The organism is Mycobacterium sherrisii (assembly GCF_002102355.1).
GTDB classification, from domain to species: domain Bacteria; phylum Actinomycetota; class Actinomycetes; order Mycobacteriales; family Mycobacteriaceae; genus Mycobacterium; species Mycobacterium sherrisii.
Genome location: NZ_LQPT01000063.1, coordinates 1 through 2,861, shown reverse-complemented (window position 1 = coordinate 2,861; position 2,861 = coordinate 1). Strand labels below are relative to the sequence as shown.

Genomic DNA, 2,861 nt, shown 5'->3' with positions numbered 1-2,861 from the left:
GGGCAACCCCCCCACCACACCCACCCCAAACACATCGACGTCGTATTCGACGCGCAGGCGCAGTTCGTCGCCGGGCATGGCCTGCAGGGTGAGCGGGTAGTGGTTGTATTCGCGGGCGGTCAGCGCGGTGATGGCCAACCCGTCGGCGAGCGCCAGGGAGGTGTCGATCGGATAGTTCTCGTAAACGAACAGCGTGTCGAACAACTGGTCATGGCCAACGGCGCGGTGAATCTCGTTGAGCGCCAAATGCTGGTGCTCGAGGGTCAGGTTGTTACCGCGGTGCAGTTGGTCGAGCAGATCGGCAACCGTGGTGGTGGCCGTGCCCGTCGCCCGCACCGGCACCGTGTTGATCAGCAGGCCCACCATCGAATCGGATCCGGCCAACTCGGCCGGCCGCCCGGACACCGCGGTGCCGAAGACGATGTCCTGCTGACCGGTCAGCGACATCAGCAGTTGCGCCCACCCGGCCTGCAGCACCGTGTTCACCGTGGTGTGGTGACGGCGGGCCAGGTCGCCCAGGTCGGCAGTGGTCCGCGCCGACAACGTGCCGGTGGCGACACCGCGCCGGCCCGGCCGTACCCGCCCCGGCGGACCGACCAGGGTGGGTGTATCGAAGCCGGCCAGCAGTTCCCGCCAGGCCGAGACGGCGGCGTCGACATCTCGCTCGGCCAACCAGGTGACAAACCTGCGGTACGGTGCGGCGGGCGGGAGGCGCTGCCCGTAGTAGCTGGTGAAGATCTCCTGCGCCAGGATCGGCAGCGACCAGCCGTCCAGCACGATGTGGTGATTGGTCAGGACGCACCGGTGCTCGTCTTGCGCGATGCGGATCAAGGCCACCCGGAATGCCGGCGGTTCGTCCAGCACGCAGACGGCCGCACGCTCGGCGGCGCAGATCCGTTGGATCTCTTCCTCTTCGCCGGTTTCGTAATGAGTCCACGGCGCGGCGGGTAAGGCGGGTATGACCTGGACCGGTTCGTCGAACTGCCGGCAGAACCGGGCGACCAGGTTGGGGTGCCGGCGCACGACAGTGCCGACCGCCGCGCGCAGCCGATCGGGATCCAGCGGCCCGGTGATAGTCAGGTCCAGCTGCATCGCGTACACGTCGTCCGCGTTGCCGGCGGCCGCGCTGGCGTGAAACAGCAGTCCCTCCTGCAGCGGCGTGAGCGGCAAGATGTCTACGATCCGGTGCTGCTCGCACAGCTCGTCGATCTGTGGCTGGTTGAGCCGGGCCGGCGCGATGTCCGACGGCGTCAGCCCGCCCCCACCGCGGCGCACGTGGGTGCAGATGCCGGCCAGCGCCTCGAACCACAGCCGGCTCAAACGATCGATCTGTTCATCGTTCAGCGCGGAGACCGCCCAGGTCCAGGTGGCCCGCAGCCGCGGTCCGGAGTCGGTGTCGAGGGTGGCGGCACTCAATTCGACGGTATGCCCCAACGGCATTGAGATCCTGGCGGCCGCGGCGGCGACCGCCACGCTGTCCGGGCTGACCCGCCAGAGCTCATCGGACAGTTGGGCCGCGGCGCCGAGCCGACCGAGGTAGTTGAACCCGATCACCGGGTCGGCGCCCGCCAAGTCCGCCAGGTCGCCATCGGGGTGCAAGTAGCGCAGCAGTCCGTAGGTCAGGCCGTCGGGCAGCGCGCGCAGTTGTTCCTTGGCGGCTTTGACCGCCGCACCCAATGTGGGTTCGCCGCTGCGCACCTGCTCCCAGTTCAACGAATCCGTTTGCAACGCCACCGGATACTTCGTGGTGAACCACCCCACCGTGCGCGACAAGTCGATCTGCGGGCCAAGCTCGTCATGGCGGCCGTGGCCCTCCACGTCGATGCCGACGGGTGCTGCCGTGCCGAGGAACTCCGTCCAGGCCAACCCGAACGCGATCAACAGGATGTCTTGCACGCCGGCGTGAAACGCGGCCGGAACCTCGCCGAGCAGCGCGCGGGTTAGGTCGGACTCGAGCTCCGCCGACCGCTGTCCCGCGTTGGCGTAGGTGTCCTCGGTGGTGGGCGCAGACAGCGCCGGCGCAACCGCGGCGACCGCCCGCCATGCCGGGGCGTGCCGCAGCACCGCTGCCGTGCCGGCGTATTCGTGCAAGAGCGAGGACCAGCTGGCCAACGAGGTCCTCGTCTCGGGCAGCGCGATCGGCTGAGCGTTGCGATGCTGGGACCAGGCAATGTTGAGGTCCTCCACAAGGATTCGCCATGACACGGCGTCCACGGCCAGGTGATGAACAATCAACACCAGTCGGCCGGTCGAGGTGATCCACAAAGCGCTGAGCATGGTCCCGGCGGCCGGGTTCAACCGGGCTCGGGCCTGGGCCAGTGCTTGCTCCGAATACGTGTCCACGACTCGCACACAGCTCTGCGCGTCGACGGCGCCGACCTTTGGCACGTGCGGCGACCACCCGTCGGCGAGGCGCAATCGAAGCGTGGCGTGCCGATCCAGCAAGGCCTGCAACAGTATCGGGACATCGGCGTCGGTCGCGTCGGCGGGTGCTTGCAGCACGACCGTCTGATTGAACGCACCGATGGGACCATTCACGTCGCGCAGCCAGTACATGATCGGGGTGGGCGGCACCGCGCCGACGCCGTCATCGTGTGTATCGGGCGTGCCGATGGCCACCGTGGCCACCCTGGCCAGCCGCTCGACTGTCTGCTCGACGAAGATGTCGCGGGGCCGGATCAATACCCCTGCGGCGCGGGCCCGGGCGACCACTTGCATCGACGAGATGGAGTCGCCGCCGAGGTCGAAGAAGGAGTCGTTGGTGTTGATGTGGTCGTGGCCGAGGATTTGGGCGTAGATGCCGGTGAGGATTTCTTCGATGGCGGTGGTGGGGGGTTGGTTGATGGTGGGGTGTTGGGGGG

At 68.1% G+C, this 2,861-nt stretch carries 1 protein-coding gene; it reads right to left on the bottom strand.

Features of this window, described 5'->3' with window-relative positions; translation table 11 throughout:
* Window positions 1-2,861, bottom strand: a 2,861-nt coding sequence (locus AWC25_RS10090; protein WP_244899491.1) for a condensation domain-containing protein, incomplete at both ends; no start/stop codon positions are given.